The organism is Streptomyces sp. NPDC037389 (assembly GCF_040636475.1).
GTDB classification, from domain to species: Bacteria; Actinomycetota; Actinomycetes; order Streptomycetales; family Streptomycetaceae; genus Streptomyces; species Streptomyces hesseae.
This window is the reverse complement of the sequence record NZ_JBEZUS010000005.1, coordinates 220,262-241,245: the sequence shown is the minus strand read 5'-3', so window position 1 is coordinate 241,245 and position 20,984 is coordinate 220,262. Positions and strand designations below refer to the sequence as shown.

The window sequence follows — 20,984 nt, the reverse complement described above, 5'->3', positions numbered from 1 at the left end:
GAGGGGACGTCGAGAGGTCCGGCTGTCCTGGGCCGCCTTGGCGAGTGCGGGTCGCGAACCGGCGCGACCACAGGGCTGAGGCGCCGGAGCTGGTTGGCGGCGCACGGTGCCGTGCTCGGGGTGCGCATCTGTGCGCCGCCGCCCACCCGTTGCCCCGGGAGCCCGCCGGGCCCCGCCCGGAGTCGGCCGGACAGGTGCCGGCCGGATGTCGGCCGGGCAGAGGGCGGCCGGACTTGCGTCGCCCCCGCGTCCCCCCGTGCCCCCCCGCGTCCCCGCGCCCTGGGGCCGTCGTCAGAAGATCGCCACAGGTGCCACGGGCGTTCCCGTCCCGCCGACGAACGGCTCCGGCATGGCCGCCAGGAAAAAGGTGTAGCGCCGTTCTTCCGCGCACACGGCGGAGAGTTCCTCCAGATTCCAGTTCTGGCCCTGGGGCATGCCCATCTCCACCAGGTCGAGTGCGTGTACGGGCATCCAGAGGTCCGTGATCTCCGGCGGGAAGATCTCGAACGTGAGGGTGTCATTGGCGACGGCGGCCACATCGCGGGCGTGGAACCACGCGGGCGTGCGGATCGACAGGCCGGGGGAGGGATGGGCGTACGCGTTTTTGTCGCCGGCCAGGAAGCGCTGGATCTGGCCCGTCCTGACGAGCACGATGTCGCCCGGCCGGACCGTGACCCGGGCCAGTTCCTCCGCCGCCTCCAGATCCTCCGGTGTGACGGCGTGGCCGCCGTCGAGCCGGTCCACGCCCCTGGCGCGGGCGACGTCGAGCAGTACGCCGCGCGAGACGATGTGCCCGGCCTTCTCCACGCCGTTGAAGGCCGAGCGGCTCTGGGCGGTGATCGATTCCGCCGGGCGGCCGTTGTAGAGCTTCCCGCCGTGGGAGGCGTGCGAGAGCCCGTCCCAGTGCGTACCGGCCTGTAGCCCCATGGTCACGACATCGTCGCTGGTGGCGACGGTGCCCGGCCCGAACAGCTCCACATTGATCGCCACCATGGTGTGCAGCGGGTTGATCCTGCCCGGGATCACCCCCGTCTGTACGCCGTCCTGGTGCAGGGGCAACGCGAGCGGGACTCGCCTTCCGTCGGCCACGGTCGCGGCGGCCTCGCGCACCACCGTGTCGGTGATGTGATTGAGCGTGCCTATCTCGTCACCCTCGCCCCAACGTCCCCAGTTGTTAACACGCTTGGCCAGTTCGTAGAACTCGGACGGCAACGACATGGAAGTCCTCCCGGATGGCACCTGTGCGGCTCCGCCGCGGCTTCAGTCGTGGGGCTTGTGCTCACGCCCGTGCTGCCTCAAAAATCTAACGGACCGTCAGAAACTGCGGGAGGGGCCACACCATGGGGAACTTCTTGGCAGGCAAGGTGATCGCCGTCACCGGCGCCGGACGGGGGATCGGCAGAGCGGTCGCCCTGGCGTGCGCCGCCGAGGGGGCCAGGGTCGTCGTCAACGACTACGGGGTGTCCGTGGCGGGCGAGGAGCCCTCGAGCGAGATCGCCACCGCAGTCGCCAAGGAGATCGAGGCCCTCGGAGGCGAGGCCACGGCCGTCGCGGACGACATCTCCACGATGGCCGGCGGCCGGCGGATCGTGGACACGGCGATCGCCCGGTACGGCCGCCTCGACGGCGTCGTGTGCGGCGCGGGCATCCTCCGCGAGCGCATGATCTTCAATATGGCCGAGGAGGAATGGGACCCGGTCATCGCCACCCATCTGAAGGGCACCTTCACCGTCTTCCGCGCGGCCTCAGCCGTGATGCGCCAACAGCGCGCCGGCACCCTCATCGGATTCACCAGCGGCAACCACCAGGGAAGCGTGTCCCAGGCCAACTACTCCTCGGCCAAGGGCGGGATCATCTCCCTCGTCCGCAGCGCCGCCCTGGGGCTGCACAAGTACGGCGTCACCGCCAACTGCGTCGCCCCCGTGGCCCGCACCCGGATGTCCGCGGGCGTCCCCATGGAACTCAAGGAGATCGGCGAGCCCGAGGACGTGGCCCCCCTCGTCGTCTACCTGCTCAGCGACCGTGCCCGTGAGCAGGGCGTCACCGGCCAGGTCTACACCGCCGCCGGACCCAAGATCGCTGTCTGGGCCCAGCCGCGCGAACTGCGCGCCGCCTACGCCGAGGACCGCTGGACCCCCGAACGGATCGCCGAGATCCTCCCGGAGACCGTCGGCACCGATCCGATGCCCCTGCTGGACCGGCTCCGGGCGATGGCCGACGCGGCCGCTTCCGGCCGGCGCCCCAACGCGTGACACGACGGACCGCGAAGGGAGAGGCACAGCGCCATGGACTTCGCATTCGGGCCGGAGGACGAGGCCTTCCGCCAGGAGGCCCGGACCTGGCTGGCCGGGCATCTGCCGGAACACACGGCCCGGCACCAGGACGACGACGGACGCCCCGCGCCCGGCCGCGCGTGGGAGCGCGAACTCGGCACCGGCGGCTGGATCGGCCTCGGCTGGAGCCCCCACCGCGGCACCCACGGCAACCGCACGGCCTCCCTCGCCGGACAGGTCGTCTGGGCCGAGGAGTACGCCCGCGCCGGGGCGCCCGCTCGCCTCGGCCACCTGGGCGAAAACCTCCTGGCACCCACCCTTCTCGCCCACGGCGACGACGCCCAGTGCGCCCGCTTCCTCCCCGCCATCGCCCGGGGCGAGGAGATCTGGTGCCAGGGCTACAGCGAACCCGGCGCGGGTTCGGACCTCGCCGGTGTCCGTACCACCGCCACACGCGCCGACGGCGGCCGCGTCTACCGGATCGACGGGCAGAAGATCTGGACCTCTCTCGCCCACGAGGCCGACTGGTGCTTCGTCCTCGCCCGCACGACCGAGGGCTCACGGCGCCATCACGGACTCTCCTTCCTCCTCGTGCCGATGGACCAGCCCGGCCGCGTCGAGGTCCGGCCGATCCGCCAGCTGACCGGGAACACCGACTTCAACGAGGTGTTCTTCGACGGCGCCGAGGCCCGCGCCGAACACCTCGTCGGTGGTGAGGGCGACGGCTGGCGGGTCGCCCTGGGTCTCCTCGCCAGGGAGCGCGGGGTCTCCACCCTCGTCCAGCAGATCGGCTTCGCGGCCGAACTGGCGCGGGTGGTCCGCCTGGCCGTGGAGTCCGGCGCCGCAGAGGAGCCGGCGGTACGGGACCGGCTCGTACGGCAATGGGCCGAACTCCAGGTCATGCGCTGGAACGCCCTGCGGACCCTGGGGTCCGCGGACACCCCCGGGGCGCCCAGCGTCGCCAAGCTGCTGTGGGGCGGCTGGCACCAGCGGCTCGGTGAACTGGCGATGCGGGTGCGCGGCGCCCCCGCCACCCTGGGGCCGGACCCCTGGAGCGCCGACAGCCCGTACCGGCTGGACACCCTGCAACGCCTGTTCCTCTTCAGCCGAGCCGACACCATCTACGGCGGCTCGGACGAGATCCAGCGCAACATCATCGCGGAGCGCGTACTCGGTCTGCCCAAGGAGGCACGGACATGACGGCGTACGGGCACTGGATCGCCGGCGCCTGGCGCGCGCCGGAAAAAGGGCACTATCCAGTTGTCAATCCGGCGACCGAGAAGGTCGTCGGGGAGGCCCCGGAGTCGACTCCCGCCGAAGTCGCCGACGCCGTGGCCGCCGCGCGGGCCGCGCAGGACGGCTGGTCCCGTACGGATCCGCGCGAGCGCGCGGCCGTACTGGACCGGATCGCTGATCTGATCACCGAGCGGAGCGAGGAGCTCGTGCCCCTCCTCCAGGCCGAGACCGGCGCGACGACACGCGTCACCTCGACCATGCAACTTCCTACCGCCGCCGAACGCTTCCACCGGTACGCGCGGGGCGCGACGGAATCGCGCGTCGTCCCTCTCGCACCGCGCCCCGTCAGGGCGAGCCCCCTCGCACCCGGCGGCCTGCTCGGCGCCGCCGCGGTACGCCGCCCCGTGGGCGTCGTCGGCTGTATCACCTCCTACAACTTCCCTCTCGTCAATCTCGCGGGCAAGGCGGCGCCCGCCCTGGCCATGGGCAACACGGTCGTCGCGAAGCCGGCGCCGCAGGACCCGCTCTGCTGCCTGGAGCTGGGCCCGTTGTGCCGCGAGGCCGGGCTTCCCGACGGGGTGTTCAACGTGGTCACCGGCTCGGGCGCGGGAGCGGGGGAGGCGCTCGTGGCGCACCCCGGCGTCGACATGATCAGCTTCACCGGTTCCAGCGCGGTGGGAAAGGAGATCGCCGAGGCCGCGGGGAGGTCGATGAAGCGCACCCTGATGGAGCTGGGCGGCAAGGGCGCGGCCATCGTCCTGGAGGACGCCGACGAGGCGGTGATCAAGTCGGCGGTCGGGGCGGTCGGTTCGGTCTGGTCCTTCCACAGCGGGCAGATCTGCACGGCGCCGACCCGCGTACTCGTCCACCGGTCGCTGTACGAGCGGGTCGTCGCCGGTCTCACACGCTACGCGGAGTCGCTGATCGTCGGGGACCCTGTGGATAACTCCACGGCCGTGGGCCCGTTGATCTCCGCCGAGCAGCGCGACCGCGTCGAGGCCCACATCGCCGGGGCCCGTGACCAGGGCGCCCGCATCGTCGTCGGAGGCACGCGCCCCGCCGTCCGCCCGGGCTTCTACGTCGCCCCCACCCTCATCACGGACGTCACCCCCGGCATGGCCGTCGCCCGCGAGGAGATCTTCGGCCCCGTCGTGGCCGTGCTCGTCTTCGACGACGAGGACGAGGCGGTCCGTATCGCCAACGGCACCGCGTACGGCCTCCACGACTACGTCTTCAGCGCCGACACCGGCCGCGCCTGGGCCCTCGCCGCCCGGCTCCGCAGTGGAAACGTCGGCGTGAACACCGTCCAGCGGCACCCCGAGACGCCCTTCGGGGGATTCAAGGAGAGCGGGATCGGCCGCGACGGCGGCTCGTTCGCCCTCGACGCGTACAGCGAACTCCAGTCGGTCGTCTGGCCGTCCTGAGCCCTGCCCCCGGAGAGGACCACCACTGATGAGAGGCGTCATCTTCGACGGCGAGCGGCCCCGGTTCGTCGACGACCTGGAGGTACGGGACCCGGGTCCCGGCGAGGTGCTCGTCGCCGTCTCCGCGGCCGGTCTCTGCCACAGCGATCTCGCGGTCGTCGACGGCACCATCCCGCACCCCGTCCCCGTGGTCCTCGGGCACGAGGGCGCGGGCGTGGTCGAGGCCGTCGGGCCGGGCGTCGTACACGTCTCACCCGGCGATCACGTCGCCCTGTCCACTCTGGCCTCCTGCGGCGCCTGTGCCGACTGCGACCGGGGACGGCCCGCCATGTGCCGGGCGGCCTTCGGCAGGCCCGGCAGGCCCTTCCGGCGGAACGAGGAGAAGCTGTTCCACTTCGCGGCCACCTCCGTCTTCGCCGAGCGGACGGTCGTCAAGGCCGTCCAGGCCGTCAGGATCCCCGCCGACGTCCCGCCGGCCCCGGCGGCCCTCCTCGGCTGCGGCGTGCTGACCGGTGTCGGCGCGGTCCTCAACCGCGCGCGCGTGGGCCAGGGCGAGTCCGTCATCGTCATCGGGGCGGGCGGGGTCGGCCTTAACGTGCTGCAAGGCGCGCGGATCGCCGGTGCCGCCCCGATCGTCGCCGTCGACGCGAATCCCGCGAAGGAGAAAGCGGCCCGGCTCCTCGGCGCCACGCACTTCGTCGACGCCTCCGCCGGCCGCGACGTCCTCGCCGTCGTCCGGGAGGTCCTGCCCGCCGGCGCCGACCACGCCTTCGAATGCGTCGGCGACGTCCGGCTCGTCCGGCAGGCGGTGAACCTCCTCGGGCGCCATGGCCAGGCGGTCCTCCTGGGCGTGCCGCCCATTGGAGCGGAGGCGTCGTTCCCGGTCTCGTCCCTCTATCTGGACAAGTCGATCCTGGGCTGCCGCTACGGCTCGTCCCGGCCGCAGCACGACATCGCGCTCTACGCCCGGCTGTACCGAGAGGGCCGCCTGATGCTCGACGAACTCGTCAGCCGGATCTACCCCGTCGAGGAATTCGCGCAGGCCATGGACGACATGAACAACCGTACGGTGGCCCGAGGCGTCCTCTCCTTCGACCGGTGAGCCGGTCGTCCTCCATGTGATCCCCGTCGCGGGTCTTGCGCGGGCCGTCGCCTGAGTGTGGGGTTGGCCCGTGCCTTTTGTGCCGAGCGGGCCCGGATTCAGGCCAAGACGGATTATTCGGTAAGAATGGTCCGTCGTCGGCCACCGTGGGTGCGGTGGTGTGCCCGGGCCTCCTTGCCGGCGGACCGGCGGGACGGGCATGGTCCCGGACCGGCGGGAACGGAACCTCGCGGCCTCTGGGGGAATCTTTCTTGGAGAGAGGGGCTGACATGACACAGCAGGCTGAGCCGCATCCGGTAGCGGAAGAGATACCGGACGAGGCGGCGGACGCCGCGTCCGCGCCGTGCTGCGCAGCGCCGCACCGGACGGCGCGCGACGACGGGTTCGGCGCGGCGTTCTGCGCCTCGATGGCCGCGCTCTGCGCGGAGATCGTCGTCGCCGCGACGGCCGGTGTGCTCGTCCTTCTCTCCCGGGAGCACGACGGGCTTCCCAAGGGCCCCGTCCTGATCGCCGCCGTGGCCCTCGGCGCCCTGCTGCTGACCGTGCTGCTCAGTGGCTTCGTCACGGCCGCCGTCGTCATGCCCGCGCTGACGCTGGCCCGGCGGACGGCACACGCGCGGGAGCGGAGCGCCGGCGCGCTGTGGACCGCCGGGGCCACGACCGCCGTCGCCGCGGCGGCCGTCGTCGTGTTCGGTGGCGTGGCCGCGCTCGGCAGCCTCTCCCTCGCGTGGCCGCTCAGCTATCCGATCTGGTGGGGCGCCCTCACGGCCGTGCTGGTGCCCGCCGCTCTGGCAGGCAGGGCGGCTGCTCGTCGCGCTCGTGAGAGCCGCTCCGGCAGCGTGGCCCGCCGGGTGACGCGTGACGGCCTGCTGGCCTGGCTGGTCGTCGGCGTGCTCGGCGCCGGGGCTTACGGCACGGGCCTGGTGAGCGTGTACGAGCCGCCGCGCCTGACCAAGTCGGACCTCGCCGGCACCTGGACGGACGGCCGTGGCGGCACGGTCAAGCTGGATTCGGACGGCAACGCGATCGCGGAGGGGCTCGACAACTTCATCTGGGACGGCACGGGCAAGGACCGGCCCAAGGACTGCGACGGCTCCGGCACCTGGACGCCGGTCAAGGACGGCGGCCGGGTGCAGGGCGTCTCCATGCGGATCAGCTCCTGCGAGCTGTCACGGGACTGGAGCGTCATCGGTACGGAGAAGGAGCCGCGGATCTTCCACGAGATCGGCAAGCCGGGCTCCGGCAAGCGCTACGTACTGACGAAGATGGTCAAGCACAGGAAGAAGTGACCGGAGGGGCGCGACCGGGCGGACGCGCCTGTCAGGGGCGGGACGCCACCTCGTCGTACGTCCCGAACGCGTCGAAGGTGCCGAAGCCGCTCCGGTGGAACAGCAGGGGGCCGGCGCTCGCCGCGTTCTCGTCCGCCCCCAGGGCCGCCACGCGCCCCACGACGATGAGATGGTCCCCGGCCGTGTGCACCGCGTGGATCACACAGTCCACCCAGGCGGGCACGCCCTCGATCCTGGGCGAACCGGTCGCCGGAGCGGGGGTGTGGGGAACTCCGGCGAACTTGTCGGCCGTTTGCGCGCCGCTGACCGCGAAACCTCGGCACAGCGCTCCTTGTCCGGAGCCCAGGATGTTGACGCAGAAGACGCCCGCGCGGGCCACACGGGGCCAGGTCGTGGACGTACGGCCGACCATGAAGACGACCAGGGGCGGGTCGAGGGACAGCGAGGCGAACGACTGACAGGCGAAGCCGGCCGGAGGCTCGCCGTCCGCTCCGGGTGCCGTGATCACGGTGACTCCGCTGGCGAAATGCCCCAGCACCGTCCGGAAGTCCTCCGGGTTCGGCGGAGGAGGCTCGTCCGCTCGTACGGCCCGCAGTGCCGGGCGGGGAAGCGGGGGAAGACGCGGGGCGACCGGGGCGGGTGAGCCGGCCGATCGCAGATACCGCAGGGCGACGTCCGCCATGCCGGCGTGTCCCATCATGACCTCCATTGAAACTGATGGTGTGTGAGATCGATACCCCGTGCGCGGGACCCGGCGCCCATGGCGGTCACCGCCCCCGGAAGGCGGGGCTCCGGCGTTCGAGGAAGGCGACGACGCCCTCGGCCGCGTCCGCCGTCGTGGCGTTGATCTCCTGCGCCGCCGCCTCGGCGGCGAACGCCGTGCCGCGGTCGGCGTCGAGCGAGGCGTTGACCAGTTGTTTCGTCAGGGCGAGGGCGCGGGTCGGGCCGTCGGCCAGCCGCTGGGCCCAGGCCCGTGCCGTCTCGTCCAGCTCCTTGTCCGCGACGACGCGGTTGACCAGGCCGAAACGTTCCGCCTCGGGGGCGGAGAGCGCGTCGCCGAAGAACATCAGCTCCTTCGCACGGCGCGGGCCCACGAGTCGGGTCAGCAGGTACGTGCCGCCACCGTCGGGGACCAGGCCCCGGCGGACGAACACCTCGAGGAATCGGGCCGACTCCGCGGCCAGGACCAGGTCGCAGGCGAACGCGAGATGCGCGCCGAGCCCGGCGGCCGTGCCGTTCACGGCGGCGATCACGGGCTTTTCGCAGTCCAGCACCGCCCCGATCAGCCGCTGGGCGCCGTCCCGGATCGTCCGGGCCACATCGCCGGGGGCGCGGTCGGTGAGGGCCGCTCCCGGCGCCGCCCGCAGGTCGGCGCCCGAGCAGAAGCCCGCGCCGGCGCCGGTGAGGACCACGGCCCGGACGGCCGGGTCGGACGAAGCCCGCCCGAAATGGGAAATCAGGTGTTCGCGCTGGTCAGGAGTGATGGCGTTGAGGGTCTGGGGCCGGTTGAGGGTCAGCCACGCCACCCCGTTGTCAGTGGCGTGCAGTACCAATGACTCAGCGGATCCGGTGGACGTGGCGGACCCGTCCGGTTCGTCGCGTCCACCGGTCCCGGGGGATGTCTCACGGGGGGAGAGCGTCATGGGGAAGCTCCTTGTCCTACGGGCGGCCGGGCGCGGCCCGGCCGCGCGGGGTACGGCGGGTGTGCCCGGTGTCTCAGCGGCAGACGGCCAGCGCGTCGAGGGCCACGGCGCCCTGGCCGCGCTCCAGCACCACGAGCGGGTTGATGTCCAGTCCGGCGAGGCCGTCGCCCAGTTCCAGGGCCATGCGCTGGACGCGCAGGACGGTCTCGACGAGGGCGTCCACATCGGCCGGGGGAGCCCCTCGGACGCCGTCCAGCAGGGCACGTCCGCGCAGTTCGTCGAGCATCGCCCGCGCGTGGTCCTCGCCGAACGGCGGCACGCGTACGGCGGTGTCGTCCAGGACCTCCACCAGGACGCCGCCCAGGCCCGTCGTCACGGTGGGGCCGAAGAGGGCGTCGTGCGTGATGCCGACGGTCATCTCGACGCCCTGGCCGACGAGCTGGCAGACGAGCACCCCGTCCAGCGGCAGCTCCTCGTAGCGGGCGATCTCGGTCAGCTCCCGGTAGGTGTCGCGGACCTGGCTGGCCGAGGTCAGCCCGATCCGCACCAGGCCGAGCTCCGACTTGTGGGCGAGCCGCGGCCCCGAAGCCTTCATGACCACGGGATAGCCGATCTGACCGGCCGCCCGGACGGCCGCGGCGGCGCTGGTCACCAGCTGTTCCCGGGGCACGCGTATGCCGTACGCGCGCAGGAGCTGCTTCGCCGCGTGCTCGCTCAGCTGCTCGCCCGGGCGCAGCAGCGCCCGCGCCTTGCGGGCGGACGGGGACAGGGTGCGCGGGGCGTCGTCGAAGGGGGAACGGTAGCCGCTGGTGAAGCGGTGGTGGTCGAGGTAGGCACGGACGGCGGTGACGCAGTTGGCGAACGTGCGGAAGGTGGCCACGCGCGAGGAGCCGAGGAGAGTGGTGCGATAGGCGTCCTCGGTGCCGACGGGCGAACCCCACACCACGCACACGAGTTTGTCGGTCTTCTCCGCCGCGTCCACGAGGTCCCGCGCGAGGCGGTCGCTCAGGGGCGGGAAGGGGCCGGTGATCGGGCAGACGAGCACACCGATGGACGGGTCGGCGAGGATCGCGTCGATGATCTTCCGTCCGCGCCAGTCGCCGACCGGGTGGCCGCCGTTGTCGACGGGGTTGGCCACGCTCAGGTAGTCGGGGATCCACTGGTGGAGTTCGCTCTGCTTCCCGGCGGACAGGACGGGGAGGTCGAGACCGGCTGCGGAGGCGAGGTCCGCGAAGTGAGCTCCCGTGCCACCGGAGATCGAATACACGGCGACGCCCTGGGCGCGGGGCGGGCGGGCGCGGGCGAGCAGGGCCGCGGTGTCCTGGAGCTCGTCCAGGCCGTTCACGCGGATCACGCCGTACTGCCGCATGGCCGCGTCCACCACGTCGTCCGCGCCGGTGAGCTTGCCGGTGTGGGTGGCGGCGGTGCGGGCGCCCGTCTCGGTCCGGCCGACCTTGACCATGATCACGGGCACCTTGTGGCGGGCGGCCCGGTCGGCGGCGAGCAGGAACGCGCGGCCGTCCTTGAGCCCTTCCACATAGGCGGCGACGGCCCCGACCTCGGGTCGGGTGGCGAAGTAGGAGAGGAAGTCGGCGCACTCCAGATCCGCCTCGTTGCCGGTCGGCGCCCAGTGCGAGAGCCGGATGCCCAGCTCCTGGAGGGCGAAGACCGGCCGGCCCTGGTGGCCTGACTGGGTGATCAGGGCGATGGCGGGGCCGTCGAGGTCGTCGCGGAAGCGCTCGAAGGCGTTCAGGTTGGTGTTCGGGCCGAGCAGCCGGGTGCCGGTGCCCTGGAGCGCGGCGGTGAGCCGGGCCTGGGCAGTGGCGCCTTCGGCGCCCGTCTCGGCGAAGCCGGAGGCGAAGACGACGGCGAACCCGGCCCGGATCCCCTTGAGTTCCTCGAGCACGGGGACCGGGTCGCCGACGAGCAGGACGGCGAGGTCGATCCGCTCGGGAAGGTCGCGGACGGAGGCGTGGCAGGGGAGGCCGAACACGGTCGTACGGGTGGGGTGAACGGGGTGGACGCGGGCGCCGACGCGCTCGGCCCAGTCGATGAGCTGCCGGGTGATGGCGGTGTTGGGCCTGCCCTCGGCCTCGGAGGCGCCGATGACGGCCATGGTCTCGGGTCGGAAGAGCCGGTCGAGGTCGGGGACGTCCGAGGAGAGGGGACGCCCGCTGACGTCGGTGTCCTCGGCGGCTGCGGTCGTGCCATGGACAGCAGGGCCCGGGTGCCGGCCGCAGGCCGCCACCCGGGCGGGACGGGAGGTGGTGGTGAGGGTGCCGTGAGTCGATCCGAGCATCGTTCTCGCCCACTCCTGCTCAATGGCCGATAAGCTGACGGTAAGTCAGATTACTGAGCTGACGGTTCATCAGGAACAGGGTGTGCGCCGAAACGATCGGAAACGGATCGGGGAGGAGGGCCCCTTGACGCGACCGGCCAGGGCCGACGTGCCGGAGATCGACGACTTCACGCGCCCCTACTGGGACGCCGCGGCCGAGGGGCGGCTGCTGATACGCCGCTGCCGTGCCGCCGGGTGCGGACGGGCGCACCACTACCCACGGGAGTTCTGCCCGTACTGCTGGAGCACGGACGTCGGCTGGGAGGAGGCGGGCGGGGGCGCGACGCTCTACACCTGGTCCGTCGTCCACCGGAACGACCTCCCGCCCTTCGGTTCGCGCCTGCCGTACGCGGCCGCCGTGGTCGACCTGGACGAGGGGCCGCGCATGACGGCCGAGGTGATCGACTGCCCCGAGGGGGAACTGAGGATCGGCATGCGGCTGCGGGTGGCCTACCGGGGCCTGCCCGACACCGGAGTGGTGGTGCCGGTCTTCCGCCCGGAGGGGGCGGGCGGGTAGCCCTCCGAACGGACACGGACACGGACACGGACACGGACGCGTCAGTCGCGGCCGAGGACGACCGTCCCTGACGAGCAGAACCAGCCCCCCGTCCCGGAGGCGACGGCGAGCCGGGGGAGACGGCCGTGGGCCCTGCGCACCTGACGGCCCTCCTCCGCCTCGCCGCGCAGCTGCCGTACGGCCTCGACCAGGAGGAACAGCCCGCGCATGCCGGGGTGGCAGGCGGAGAGGCCGCCGCCGTCCGTGTTGACGGGCAGCTCGCCGTCGGTGGTCAGCCTGCCCTTCGCCGCGAACGCGCCGCCCTCGCCCTTGGCGCAGAAGCCCAGGTCCTCCAGGGTCACGAGGGTCATATAGGTGAAGGCGTCGTAGAGCTCCGCCACCTCGATCTCCTGAGGCGTGACGCCCGCCCTCGCGAAGGCCTTTGGGCCGGAGAGCGCGGCCGGGGTGACGGTGAAGTCCTCCCAGGCGGACATTGTCGCGTGCGAGACGGCGGTTCCGGTGCCCAGCACCCACACCGGCGGCTTCGCCGTGTCCGGTACGTACTCCTCGGCGGCCAGCAGGACGGCGCAGCCTCCGTCGGAGCGTACGCAGCAGTGCAGCGTGGTGAAGGGATCGGCGATCATCGTGCCGCCGAGGACGTCGTCGACCGTGAGGGGGGAGCGGTACAGGGCGTACGGGTTGTGAAAGGCGTTGGCGCGGGTTTGAACGGCGATGTCCGCCAACTGTTCCAGGGTGGTGCCGTACTGGTGCATATGGCGGCGGGCGGCCATCGCGTACTTGGCGATGAGGGTGTGCCCGTACGGTGCCTCGAACTGGGCCGGGCCGCGTGTGCCGAAGGACAGGGCGGCGGTGCGCCGGCCGGCCTTGATGTCGGCGCGGGCGGTGGAGCCGTAGACCAGGAGCACAGCGTCGGCGTGCCCCTGGGCGATGGCGTCGGCGGCGTGCGCGGCCATGACCTCCCAGGTCGCCCCGCCGACCGAGGTCGAGTCCACCCAGGAGGGCCGCAGTCCCAGGTATTCCGCGACCTCGACGGGCGCGAGCGTGCCGAGCCCGGCGGAGGCGAAGCCGTCGATCACGGATCTGTCGAGCCCGGAGTCGTCGAGGGCGCGACGGGCGGCCTGGGCGTGGAGGGCATAGGGCGTGACCGCGTCGAGACGACCGCAGTCCGAGAGGGCGACGCCGACGACAGCGACCCTGCGCGTGCCTGGAGTCATAAAGCTGACGGTACATCAGATAGGCGCGGGCGCGGTCTGGGAAAGCGTGGCGGCTCTCCCTAATATGACGCTCCGTCAGTCAGGAGGTGGCTCTGCCGATGGACGCCGCGTTCAGTGACGAACAGCAAGAGATCCGCCGTACGTTGCGCGAGGTGCTGGCCAAACACGCGGACATGGACGAGGTCAGGGCGGCGGTGCTGACCCCGGCCGGTCATGACACGAACCTGTGGCGGCGGCTCGCCGAGCGGCCGGGGCTGCCCGGTCTGGCCGTCGAGCGGCGGTACGGAGGGGCCGGTTGCGGCCTGCTGGAGCTGGCCTTGGCCTGCGAGGAGACCGGGCGGGCGCTCCTGCCCTCACCCCTGCTGGCCACGTCCGCCGTGACCGCCCCCCTGATCGCCGCCCTGGGTACGCCGGAGCAGCGGGATGACCTGCTGCCGCGCCTGGTGTCCGGCGAGCTGACCGGGACGCTCGCCGTCCCCCGAGGCACGCTGCCGGACGCGCTCGGGCTGACAGGGCCGAGCGGCGGCGACCGGTCGGGGGACAGCGGCCGATCGCGGAACGGCGACCGGGCGTGGGGAGGCGACTGGGCGGGCGGCGGCCGGGCGGGCGGGGTGCAGGCCCGGCGCTCCGGCGACGGCTGGCGGCTCTACGGGGAGGCCCGTCAGGTGCTCGACGGCCACAGCGCGGGGCTGCTGCTGGTCGCCGCGCGCACGGGAGGCTACGCCGACGCCCGCACCCTGCTCTTCGTCGTACGGGCCGGGACGGCCTCCGGGGTGACGCGGACCCGGCTGACCTCGCTGGACGAGACGCGCCCCCAGGCCCGTATCGAGCTCCGGGACACCCAGGCGGAGCCGCTCGGGCCGCCCGGTTCCCGTGTCCGGGGGGAGCCCGCCGAAGTGGGCGCCGGTGTGGCGGCCGTCCTCGCGGCCGAGGCGGTGGGGGCGGCGGACCGGGCGCTGGAGCGAACGGTCGGGTACGCGCGCGTGCGGGAGCAGTTCGGCAGGCCGATCGGCGCCTTCCAGGCGGTCAAGCACCGGCTGGCGGACCTGTACGTCGCCGTGCAGGCCGCCCGTTCGGCGGCGTACTACGCGGCGTGGTCCGGGCGGCCCGCGGCGGCCGGTCTCGCGCTCGCGCAGGCTCTGGAGACCGCCCGGAAGGTCGCCGGCGAGGCCGTGCAGCTGCACGGTGGCATCGGGGTGACCTGGGAGCACGAGGCACAGCTGTACTTCAAACGAGCGACGTCGGACGAGCTGCTGTTCGGCCCGGTGGACCGGCTGCGGGCCCGGGCGGCCCGAATGGCCGGGCTATTCGACACGTCGGGGCCGTTTGGCGCTCCGAAGGAGAGGGAAGCGGTGGTGCTGTGATGGCGACGGTCGAACGCCTCGTACAGAGAATCTCCTCGACCCGGTCGTTCGCGCGGTTCGCTCCGCACGTCGTCCCGTCGCTCGACCGCGCGGTGCACCGGCTGACAGGCGGCAAGGTGCTGTTGAGTACCCGTCTGCTGCCGAGCTGTCTGCTGACCTCCACCGGCGCGAAGAGCGGCCTGCCCCGCAGGGCACCGCTCGCGTGCATGCCCCTGAAGGGCGAGGACGGAACGGTCGGCGCCTGGGTCCTCGTCGGCAGCAACTTCGGCCGCCCCGGACATCCCGCCTGGTCGGCGAACCTGCTGAAGCACCCGGACGCAGTGATCAGCTGGAAGGGGCAGGACGTCCCGGTGGGTGCGCGGCTGCTGAAGGGCGCGGAGCGGGAGGCGATGTGGGCGGCGGTGGTGAGGTTCTGGCCGCCGTACGCGCGCTACCAGGAGCGCGTGGAACGGGAGATCCGGCTCTTCCGGCTGGAGCGGCGGTAGCGCCGTCGGGACCCTTCGCCGGAACGCGGCACGGCGGGGCCACCCGGGCAGCCCGGGCGGCCCCGCCGCGACGATGACAGGACGTACGAAGGACGGGCGTCCCTGACGCGCTGGCACGTTCGAGGTGCCGGCACGGCGCGGGAGCGCGGCGATGGAACGCGGCACGCGGACGGGCCGGGTGGCCGCGTCGGACGCGGTGGCGCGCGATCGCTACTTGGTCGGCTTCTTGCCGGTGATGCCCAGATGGACGATGAGCGCGAGGTTCGGCTTGAGCTCGGCCTGCTTGACTCCCCAGCTCTGGAAGCCCTTCTGGTGCGAGGCCACCGCGGCGAGCATGGCGACGAGCGAGCCCGCGACGGCCGCGGGGTTGAGGTCCTTGTCCACCTTCCCCTTGGACTGGAGCTCCTTGACGGAGTCCGTCAGGGAGTTGGTGACGGCGTTGAGGATCTTCATGCGGATCTTGTAGAACCGCTTGTCGCCCTCGGCCGCGCCCAGGTCCACGACGCGCAGGATCGCGTCGTGTTTGCGCCAGAAGCCGAGGAAACCGTCGACCAGTTCCTCGGCCGCCTGCCAGCCGGACTTGCCGACCCAGGAACGGCCGGCGACGAGATCGGTGAGGCTCGCGCCTTCCTTCGCCATTTCCTCGGCGATTTCGAGGACGGCGCCCTCGACGTCGGGGAAGTACTGGTAGAAGGTCGCCGGAGAAGTCCCGGCCCGGCGGGCGACATCGATGACCTTGACATCGCGGTAGGGCGAGGAGCTGAGCATTTCGCTGAGGCAGTCGAGCAGCTTCTGCCGCGTCGCCTGACCGCGCCGACCGGCCACGCGGCCGTCGACGGTGCGTACTTGTCCTGTCATGCCGTCAGCTTACCGAGGGGTGATCGGAGCGCGATTCGGCCGCATGCAAATGGGGGCAGGGGTGCGCGAAGGTATGTAATCGCAGGTCAGACGGTGTTGGAAGGGGTGATGGGAGAGCCGGACCGGATTGGCCCGTACCGGTGAATTGTCCTATCAACAAGCTGTGGACGGGGAAGCCGACGGCTCCGATTTCCGGTTATCCACAGGCCGCGCGAGATCCTCGATCTGCCTCTACCGTGGCTGCGAGAACACTCCGCGTAGCAGACGTCTCGCCCGCCCGCGCGGAACCCGATCGCGCGCAGAAGGAGCCGCACCATGAGCGCAGCCACGGAAGGATTCCGGGAAGGCGCGCCGTGCTGGGCGGACGCCATGCTCTCAGACGTCGAAGCGGGCAAGCGCTTCTACGGCGGACTTCTCGGCTGGACATTCGAGGACAGCGGGGGCGAGTACGGGCACTACACCCAGGCATTCCACGACGGGAAGAACGTGGCCGCGCTGGCGCCCAAGCCGGACGGCCGGTTCCCGACGGCCTGGTCGATCTATTTCTCCTCCCCCGACGTGGAGGCCACGGCGGACCGGATCAGGGCGGCGGGCGGGCAGATCTTCATGGGCCCGATGTCCATCGGCCCGTTCGGCACGATGCTGATGGCCGCCGATCCAGGCGGTGCCGCCTTCGGCGTCTGGGAGGCCGGCCGCCACCGGGGCTTCGAGAAACGCGGCGAGCCGGGCTCGTACGGCTGGGCCGAGGTGTACACCTGGGACGCTCCGGCGGTCGACCCCTTCTACGAGGCGGTCTTCGGTTTCACCACGCATGACGTGAGTGAGGAGGCGGGCATCGATTTCGCCGTCTGGACGCCCGCCGGGGCCCCGGGCACCCCGGAGAACGCGGTCGCGGGCAGAGCCGTCATGGACGAGCGGTTCCCCCGGGAGATGCCCGCCCACTTCCTCGCCTACTTCGTCGTCGAGGACTGCGACGCGGTGGTGCGCGAGGCGCTCCGGCTGCACGGGCGGGTGCGCAGGGAGCCGCAGGACACGCCGTACGGACGGTTCGCCGTCATCGCCGACGACCAGGGGGCCGACTTCGCCGTGATCGACGTCGCGCACCAGGGGCAGGAGTAGCCGACGGGCGCGGAGAGGGCTGCTGAGCAGCAGGTGAGAGGGGTCGTTCCGCATGGCGCGGCATATGGCCCCATATGGCGGAGACACGGCGAAGCGCGCCCCGGGTTCGCAACCGAGGGCTTCGCCAGGAAGAATCTGGGGTGCGTACCCCGGGATAATTTCGCGGAGAGACGCTGCACGGGGCTTGAAACCCTTCAAGCCCCCACGGGGAGGTGGCAGGTCAGTGGTGGAGCAGCTTACGCAGCACGACCCGAGACGGATCGGCCCGTTCGAGGTGCTCGGCCGACTCGGTGCCGGCGGCATGGGGCTGGTCTATCTCGCCCGCTCGGCGTCCGGCCGACGGGTGGCGATCAAGACGGTGCGCACGGAGCTCGCGGAGGACCAGCTCTTCCGTGTCCGCTTCACCCGTGAGGTGGAAGCGGCCCGTGCGGTCAGCGGTTTCTACACCGCCGCCGTCGTCGACGCCGACCCCAGGGCCGCCGTGCCCTGGCTGGCCACCGCCTATGTCCCCGCCCCCTCGCTCGAGGAGATCATCACCGAGTGCGGGCCGCTGCCGGCCCAGGCGGTGCGCTGGCTGGCCGCGGGCATCGCGGAGGCGCTCCAGTCCATCCACGGCGCCGGGCTCGTCCACCGGGACCTCAAGCCGTCGAACGTGCTCGTGGTGGAGGACGGGCCGAGGGTCATCGACTTCGGCATCGCCTCAGGCGTCTCCAACACCCGGCTGACCATGACCAACGTCGCCGTCGGCACGCCCGCGTACATGTCGCCCGAACAAGCGCGCGACTCCCGTAGTGTCACCGGGGCCAGCGACATCTTCTCCCTCGGTTCCACCCTGGTCTTCGCGGCGACCGGGCACGCCCCCTTCCACGGCGTCAACCCGGTCGAGACCGTGTTCATGCTGCTCAGGGAGGGGCCCGACCTGAGCGGGCTGCCGGACGAGCTCCGGCCCCTGATCGACTCCTGTATGCAGATGGCCGCCGAGAACCGGCCGAGCCCCGCCGACCTCCAGTCGCAGCTCGCCCCCCATCTGTTCGCCTCCGGCGGGGGCGACGACAGCGGCACCGCCTCGGCCTGGCTGCCCGACAACGCCGTCACCCTGATCGAGCAGCGCCGCGCCGGGCACCGCCCCACCGACAAGGGCGCGGGCGCGGCCGGCCACTCCCGTCAGGCCGTCCCGCCCCGGCCCGCCCAGCCCCCGGCGCCGGAGCCCGTGGCCGCCTACGAGCCGCACGGCGGCCCCGGCGGCCATAGTGCCCCCGGTGGCCACAGTGGCCCTGGCTGGAGCGATGGGCACGCGGGTACGGGCACGCCCGACCCGCGCGGCGGGCTCAGCGGACCGCACAGCGTCAGGCCGGTGGCCGGCGCCGGAGCCGTCGCGCACGGCCGCCACGCCGGCGCGCCCTCCGCTTCCGAGGGGGCCGTGCGGCTGGCCGGGTCGCAGGTGCCGATCGGCCCGGGGCCGAGGGTCGCCGACGCCCGGGACCCGCACGCGGGCACCGGCGCCGGCGCCACCACCGGATGGGTCCGGCCCCCGGCCGGCGCGTCGGCAGCGGTCGTCCCCAGCCAGCCTCCGGTGGCCGCGCCCGCCGCCCCCGACGGCGGGGCCACCGCGCAGGCGGAGCAGGGCCGCTGGCGGCCGTGGCGGTTCCGGATGTCGAACGATGTCTGGGGCACCCCCGTCGTCTCCGGTGATCTGCTGTACGTCACATCGTTCGAGGTGCACGCGCTCGATGTGGCCAGCGGGCGGCGGCAGTTCAAGACCCGGGACGTGGCCTGGGCGATGGCCGTCGCCGATGGCCGCATACACGCCTCCGACGGGCCGACGCTGTACGCGCTCGACGCCTCCGACGGCACGGAGCGGTGGCGGCTGTCCACGGACGGCTGGGTCTACTCCCTCAAGGCCGACCGGGGCACGATCGTCACCGGCACGCGCGGCGGGGGAGTCCAGGCGTGGGAGGCCGCCAACGGCGAACTCCTGTGGGAGATGAACGGCGCCCAGGCCGACTTCGAGACCCCCGACTGCGGGCCGTTCGTCCACGACGGCACGGTGTACGTCTGGTCCGACGCTCGGCTGCGCGCGCTCGAGGCCCGTACGGGCGTGGAGCGCTGGTCGTACCCGGTGGGCGACGCGGCCTCGTGCGGCGGTGTGCCCGTACGGCTGCTGCCCGCGCCGGACGGCATCGTCTATGTCGCGGCCGGCACACGGGTGCTCGCCATCGACGTGGCCCGGGGGGATGTGCGCTGGCGCTTCGAGGCGCCCGCGGTCTTCCTGAGCCCGCCCGCCTTCGCCCCCGGCCCCGCCGTGACCGGCGGGGGCGTCTACATCGCCGACTACCTGGGCACCGTCTACGCCCTGGACGCGGCCACCGGCCGTGACCGCTGGCGCATCGCCACGGAGTCCCGGCAGTCCACGGAGCCGGTGCTGGTCTCCGGGGGATCGGTCCACCTGGGCAGCGGCGGCGCGCTCTACACGCTGGACGCGGTCACGGGCACGCCGAAGTGGCGCTTCGCGGCGGGCGGCGACATCATCGGCACGCCCGTCGTCGCCGACGGCCGGGTGCACTTCGGCTCCGCCGACCACTGTCTCTACACGGTGGACGCGGCCGGGGGGCAGCTGCGCTGGAAGCTCGCCACGGGCGGGGAGATCACGGGGTCGCCGGTGGCGGCGGGCGGGGTCGTCTACGCGTGCAGCAAGGACCGGTGCGTTTACGCGTTGGACGCGGGGAAGGGGACGGGGCACGTTCGGCGCTGACGCGCCGGTTGTGCCCACGGGCGGGTGCGGGTCCGTTGTCGGGTTGCGCCCACCCTCCCCCGGCTACCGCTGGGAGGTGCCCCCAGCCCTGCGGGACGATTGCCCACAACCGGGTACGGGAGCGCGCGCCCGCAACTTACCTCAACCGGTGGTCCCGACTTCTGGTTGTGAAGAGCTTTGCCTGCTCTGATGGGGGGATGTTGCCCAGCGCTATCAAGTGCTGTGCCAGGGACTCCGTGTGGGATCTCGCCGGCTCCCTGGTCGACCACAGGGCGCGGACCGTGCCCTGGACCGGTTCGGTCGGGTAGGAGGCGATGGCCGCCGCCGCGCGCAGGGCCGCCGTCGTGGCCTCTCCGGGTGGGGTCAGTTCCGAGACCAGGCCGATCTCATGGGCGCGGCGCGCCGAGAGGCGTTCGGCGGTGCCCATCAGCGCCGTGCGCGCGGCCTCGCCGAAGGGCATGCGCTGTGCCATGTACGAGGCCTCGTAGGCGCTGACCATCCCATACGACGTGTGCGGGTCGAAGAACGTCGCGTTCTCGGCGGCGATGATGAACTCGGTCTCCCCCAGCAGGTAGAAGGCGCCCCCGCACGCCATGCCGCCCACCGCCGCGATGACGGGCTTCCACAGGTCGGCGGCCTTGGGGCCGACGGTGCGCAGTGGGTCGTCCTGGGAGTACGGGGAGCCCGGCTGGGGGATGTCGGCCGTGCGGTCGATGCCCGTGCAGAAGGCCCGGTCCCCGGCGCCGGTCAGCACGATGGCGCGGACGGCGTCGTCGCGGCGGAACTCCGCCCAGAGCTCCTTGAGGCGCGCGGCCGTCGCCAGGTCGATCGCGTTGTGCCGCTCGGGCCGGTCGAGGGTGACCAGTGCGACGCCGTCGGGGCGGCGTTCGGTACGGACGGTCATGGGCGCTCCAGCAGCCAGCGCGGCACGGTCACACCGGGCGCGAGCTCGGCGAAGGCCACTCTGACCGGTGCCCCGATCCGTAGCCGGGACGGGTCGACGGAGTCGAGTGCGGCGTCCGGCGCGGCGACGAGATTGCCGACGAGACGGATGCCGGGGGCGTCGGTGAGCTCCACGACGACGACGTTGTACGGGGCCTGCTCGGCGTAGGCGGGCAGCAGTGGCGGGTGGGGCAGGGCGTACGACCAGACGCGGCCGCGGCCCGAGACGCGGTGCCATTCGGCGGCGAAGGACTGGCAGCGCGGACAGCAGGGCCGGGGCGGGAAGCGCAGCCGGTGGCAGTCCGCGCAGGCCTGGACGCGCAGTTCGCCGCGGGCGGCGAACTCCCAGAAGGGGCGGCCGTCCTCGTCCTGGACGGGCAGCAGGAGGCCGTTGTCAGTGGTGCCCTGCATCATGGAGGACATGAGCA

At 72.6% G+C, this 20,984-nt stretch carries 18 protein-coding genes; 10 read left to right on the top strand and 8 right to left on the bottom strand.

Annotation, left to right across the window (positions count from 1 at the left end; translation table 11 throughout):
- Window positions 1–291: 291 nt before the first annotated feature.
- Window positions 292–1,218, bottom strand: coding sequence for a cyclase family protein (locus AB0E98_RS13230; RefSeq protein WP_361701818.1), 927 nt, complete (start codon window positions 1,216–1,218; stop codon window positions 292–294).
- A gap of 122 nt (window positions 1,219–1,340) precedes the next feature.
- Between AB0E98_RS13230 and AB0E98_RS13225 the strand changes: the two genes are divergently transcribed.
- From AB0E98_RS13225 to AB0E98_RS13205, 5 genes are all read left to right on the top strand, one after another.
- On the top strand, window positions 1,341–2,252 hold the full coding sequence (locus AB0E98_RS13225; RefSeq protein WP_361701817.1) for an SDR family NAD(P)-dependent oxidoreductase: 912 nt from the start codon (window positions 1,341–1,343) through the stop codon (window positions 2,250–2,252).
- 33 nt (window positions 2,253–2,285) lie between these two features.
- Window positions 2,286–3,473 carry an acyl-CoA dehydrogenase family protein gene (locus tag AB0E98_RS13220; protein ID WP_361701815.1) on the top strand — a complete coding sequence of 396 codons (1,188 nt, stop codon included), beginning with the start codon at window positions 2,286–2,288 and terminating at the stop codon, window positions 3,471–3,473.
- A complete protein-coding gene (locus AB0E98_RS13215; protein ID WP_361701813.1) occupies window positions 3,470–4,933 on the top strand; it encodes an aldehyde dehydrogenase family protein in 1,464 nt (487 codons plus the stop codon). The genes AB0E98_RS13220 and AB0E98_RS13215 overlap by 4 nt, the downstream gene beginning before the upstream one ends.
- A 28-nt stretch (window positions 4,934–4,961) precedes the next feature.
- Entirely contained in the window at window positions 4,962–6,035 is a 1,074-nt protein-coding gene (locus tag AB0E98_RS13210; protein WP_361701812.1) for an alcohol dehydrogenase catalytic domain-containing protein, read from the top strand.
- A 269-nt stretch (window positions 6,036–6,304) separates the two neighbouring features.
- Window positions 6,305–7,324 (top strand): hypothetical protein, encoded by a 1,020-nt coding sequence (locus AB0E98_RS13205; RefSeq protein ID WP_361701811.1) that lies wholly within the window; start codon window positions 6,305–6,307, stop codon window positions 7,322–7,324.
- A gap of 31 nt (window positions 7,325–7,355) precedes the next feature.
- Here the strand turns inward: AB0E98_RS13205 and AB0E98_RS13200 are convergent, their stop codons facing one another.
- From AB0E98_RS13200 to AB0E98_RS13190, 3 genes are all read right to left on the bottom strand, one after another.
- On the bottom strand, window positions 7,356–8,033 hold the full coding sequence (locus tag AB0E98_RS13200) for a flavin reductase family protein (protein ID WP_361701809.1): 678 nt from the start codon (window positions 8,031–8,033) through the stop codon (window positions 7,356–7,358).
- A gap of 58 nt (window positions 8,034–8,091) precedes the next feature.
- Window positions 8,092–8,967 (bottom strand): enoyl-CoA hydratase-related protein, encoded by an 876-nt coding sequence (locus AB0E98_RS13195; RefSeq protein ID WP_361701808.1) that lies wholly within the window; start codon window positions 8,965–8,967, stop codon window positions 8,092–8,094.
- Window positions 8,968–9,040: 73 nt separating this feature from the next.
- Window positions 9,041–11,266 (bottom strand): acetate--CoA ligase family protein, encoded by a 2,226-nt coding sequence (locus tag AB0E98_RS13190; protein WP_361701806.1) that lies wholly within the window; start codon window positions 11,264–11,266, stop codon window positions 9,041–9,043.
- Window positions 11,267–11,390: 124 nt separating this feature from the next.
- Here AB0E98_RS13190 and AB0E98_RS13185 point away from each other — a divergent pair, with 124 nt between their 5' ends.
- Window positions 11,391–11,822 carry a Zn-ribbon domain-containing OB-fold protein gene (locus tag AB0E98_RS13185; RefSeq protein ID WP_361701804.1) on the top strand — a complete coding sequence of 144 codons (432 nt, stop codon included), beginning with the start codon at window positions 11,391–11,393 and terminating at the stop codon, window positions 11,820–11,822.
- Window positions 11,823–11,863: 41 nt separating this feature from the next.
- Here AB0E98_RS13185 and AB0E98_RS13180 read toward each other — a convergent pair whose 3' ends face one another.
- Window positions 11,864–13,036 carry an acetyl-CoA acetyltransferase gene (locus AB0E98_RS13180; protein WP_361701803.1) on the bottom strand — a complete coding sequence of 391 codons (1,173 nt, stop codon included), beginning with the start codon at window positions 13,034–13,036 and terminating at the stop codon, window positions 11,864–11,866.
- 98 nt (window positions 13,037–13,134) lie between these two features.
- Between AB0E98_RS13180 and AB0E98_RS13175 the strand changes: the two genes are divergently transcribed.
- Both AB0E98_RS13175 and AB0E98_RS13170 read left to right on the top strand, forming a co-directional pair.
- Window positions 13,135–14,400, top strand: coding sequence for an acyl-CoA dehydrogenase family protein (locus AB0E98_RS13175; RefSeq protein ID WP_361701802.1), 1,266 nt, complete (start codon window positions 13,135–13,137; stop codon window positions 14,398–14,400).
- The gene (locus AB0E98_RS13170) at window positions 14,400–14,885 is read left to right on the top strand and encodes a nitroreductase family deazaflavin-dependent oxidoreductase (protein ID WP_361701800.1); all 486 of its coding nucleotides are present in this window, start codon (window positions 14,400–14,402) and stop codon (window positions 14,883–14,885) included. The genes AB0E98_RS13175 and AB0E98_RS13170 overlap by 1 nt, the downstream gene beginning before the upstream one ends.
- A gap of 210 nt (window positions 14,886–15,095) precedes the next feature.
- Here AB0E98_RS13170 and AB0E98_RS13165 read toward each other — a convergent pair whose 3' ends face one another.
- Complete coding sequence (locus AB0E98_RS13165) at window positions 15,096–15,743, bottom strand: TetR family transcriptional regulator (RefSeq protein ID WP_311608829.1); 648 nt, start codon at window positions 15,741–15,743, stop codon at window positions 15,096–15,098.
- A 315-nt stretch (window positions 15,744–16,058) separates the two neighbouring features.
- On the opposite strand from AB0E98_RS13165, the gene AB0E98_RS13160 reads away from it, so the two are divergent.
- On the top strand, window positions 16,059–16,862 hold the full coding sequence (locus tag AB0E98_RS13160) for a VOC family protein (RefSeq protein ID WP_361701798.1): 804 nt from the start codon (window positions 16,059–16,061) through the stop codon (window positions 16,860–16,862).
- Window positions 16,863–17,085: 223 nt separating this feature from the next.
- Window positions 17,086–19,614, top strand: coding sequence for a PQQ-binding-like beta-propeller repeat protein (locus AB0E98_RS13155; protein ID WP_361701796.1), 2,529 nt, complete (start codon window positions 17,086–17,088; stop codon window positions 19,612–19,614).
- Window positions 19,615–19,750: 136 nt separating this feature from the next.
- Here the strand turns inward: AB0E98_RS13155 and AB0E98_RS13150 are convergent, their stop codons facing one another.
- Together AB0E98_RS13150 and AB0E98_RS13145 are read right to left on the bottom strand one after the other, a co-directional pair.
- Entirely contained in the window at window positions 19,751–20,518 is a 768-nt protein-coding gene (locus AB0E98_RS13150; RefSeq protein WP_361701795.1) for an enoyl-CoA hydratase/isomerase family protein, read from the bottom strand.
- A complete protein-coding gene (locus AB0E98_RS13145) occupies window positions 20,515–20,979 on the bottom strand; it encodes an OB-fold domain-containing protein (protein ID WP_361701794.1) in 465 nt (154 codons plus the stop codon). The genes AB0E98_RS13150 and AB0E98_RS13145 overlap by 4 nt, the downstream gene beginning before the upstream one ends.
- Between the last annotated feature and the right edge of the window lie 5 nt (window positions 20,980–20,984).

What these genes read in the sequence shown, in the direction of transcription:
- AB0E98_RS13230 (WP_361701818.1), bottom strand. Translation starts at nt 1,218, where the DNA reads ATGTCGTTGCCGTCCGAGTTCTACGAACTGGCCAAGCGTGTTAACAAC.
- AB0E98_RS13225 (WP_361701817.1), top strand. Translation starts at nt 1,341, where the DNA reads ATGGGGAACTTCTTGGCAGGCAAGGTGATCGCCGTCACCGGCGCCGGA.
- AB0E98_RS13220 (WP_361701815.1), top strand. Translation starts at nt 2,286, where the DNA reads ATGGACTTCGCATTCGGGCCGGAGGACGAGGCCTTCCGCCAGGAGGCC.
- AB0E98_RS13215 (WP_361701813.1), top strand. Translation starts at nt 3,470, where the DNA reads ATGACGGCGTACGGGCACTGGATCGCCGGCGCCTGGCGCGCGCCGGAA.
- AB0E98_RS13210 (WP_361701812.1), top strand. Translation starts at nt 4,962, where the DNA reads ATGAGAGGCGTCATCTTCGACGGCGAGCGGCCCCGGTTCGTCGACGAC.
- AB0E98_RS13205 (WP_361701811.1), top strand. Translation starts at nt 6,305, where the DNA reads ATGACACAGCAGGCTGAGCCGCATCCGGTAGCGGAAGAGATACCGGAC.
- AB0E98_RS13200 (WP_361701809.1), bottom strand. Translation starts at nt 8,033, where the DNA reads ATGGAGGTCATGATGGGACACGCCGGCATGGCGGACGTCGCCCTGCGG.
- AB0E98_RS13195 (WP_361701808.1), bottom strand. Translation starts at nt 8,967, where the DNA reads ATGACGCTCTCCCCCCGTGAGACATCCCCCGGGACCGGTGGACGCGAC.
- AB0E98_RS13190 (WP_361701806.1), bottom strand. Translation starts at nt 11,266, where the DNA reads ATGCTCGGATCGACTCACGGCACCCTCACCACCACCTCCCGTCCCGCC.
- AB0E98_RS13180 (WP_361701803.1), bottom strand. Translation starts at nt 13,036, where the DNA reads ATGACTCCAGGCACGCGCAGGGTCGCTGTCGTCGGCGTCGCCCTCTCG.
- AB0E98_RS13175 (WP_361701802.1), top strand. Translation starts at nt 13,135, where the DNA reads ATGGACGCCGCGTTCAGTGACGAACAGCAAGAGATCCGCCGTACGTTG.
- AB0E98_RS13170 (WP_361701800.1), top strand. Translation starts at nt 14,400, where the DNA reads ATGGCGACGGTCGAACGCCTCGTACAGAGAATCTCCTCGACCCGGTCG.
- AB0E98_RS13165 (WP_311608829.1), bottom strand. Translation starts at nt 15,743, where the DNA reads ATGACAGGACAAGTACGCACCGTCGACGGCCGCGTGGCCGGTCGGCGC.
- AB0E98_RS13160 (WP_361701798.1), top strand. Translation starts at nt 16,059, where the DNA reads ATGAGCGCAGCCACGGAAGGATTCCGGGAAGGCGCGCCGTGCTGGGCG.
- AB0E98_RS13150 (WP_361701795.1), bottom strand. Translation starts at nt 20,518, where the DNA reads ATGACCGTCCGTACCGAACGCCGCCCCGACGGCGTCGCACTGGTCACC.
- AB0E98_RS13145 (WP_361701794.1), bottom strand. Translation starts at nt 20,979, where the DNA reads ATGTCCTCCATGATGCAGGGCACCACTGACAACGGCCTCCTGCTGCCC.